The following is a 770-nucleotide window of genomic DNA, read 5'->3' on the forward strand; positions in this document are numbered from 1 at the left end:
AGGCCGAAGGCCGTCATCCACCGCTTACCACTGTAATGAAAAAAACCGATGGTGGATGACGCGCTATGCGCTTATCCACCCTACGATAGTTTAAGCCTTTCCCAAGTCACTTGGCCGATCGACGTCCCGCAACACCCCAACATCCGAAACAGGAACCAGATGGCAGCAGCTGTGGTGTTTTCTGATGATGGTGCGGGCACCGAGGTCGCCGTGGAGGTTGGCCAGCTCGGGCCAGAAGTGGCGGCCGAATAGTACCGGGTGGCCCGCATTGCCATCGTAGACCGGGCGGATGATCGTGTCTTCCGTTGCGTGGTTCAACAACTCGCTGAACGCATCCGGTTTGATCCAGGGCATATCACCGAGAAGAACCGCCGCTGCAGTGGCGTCTTTGTTGTTTACCCGTAAGTGGTGAAACGCGGCGGCGATGCTGGTGCCCAGACCGATGGGTTCTTCGGGAGCATAAATGACCGGCTCCGTCCCCAGCCCAAGATCGCGCTCTTCATCGTCGGAGCGGAGTACCACATAAAACGCTTCAAACACTGATCGGGTCATGGCAACCGTTGCCTGAAGTAGTGTCTGGCCTTCCGTGAGCTGGGCCCGGCGTTTGTCCGCGCCGAACCGGGTGGAGTAGCCGGCGGCCATGATCAGGCCGACGACATTGCTAGAGGGGGTGACACTAGAGGGCATGGCGCGGTCGGCCCCGGTGCACTCGGATGATGTCGGCCATGACGGCCAGGGCGATTTCGGCGGGGGGTTTGCTGCCGATGGCC

General features: G+C 60.3%; 1 protein-coding gene. It reads right to left on the minus strand.

All coding sequences use genetic code 11. The annotated features are described in order from the left end of the window. Window positions 1–90: 90 nt before the first annotated feature. Window positions 91–687: a nucleotidyltransferase family protein gene (locus B3520_RS04190; protein WP_286807298.1), complete on the minus strand. Its 597-nt coding sequence runs from the start codon at window positions 685–687 to the stop codon at window positions 91–93. Between the last annotated feature and the right edge of the window lie 83 nt (window positions 688–770).

Source organism: Marinimicrobium sp. UBA4509 (genome assembly GCF_002388575.1).
GTDB lineage: Bacteria > Pseudomonadota > Gammaproteobacteria > Pseudomonadales > Cellvibrionaceae > Marinimicrobium > Marinimicrobium koreense.

Bases quoted from the DNA above. Each gene is read 5' to 3' on its own strand.
- B3520_RS04190 (WP_286807298.1), bottom strand. From the start codon at position 687: ATGCCCTCTAGTGTCACCCCCTCTAGCAATGTCGTCGGCCTGATCATG.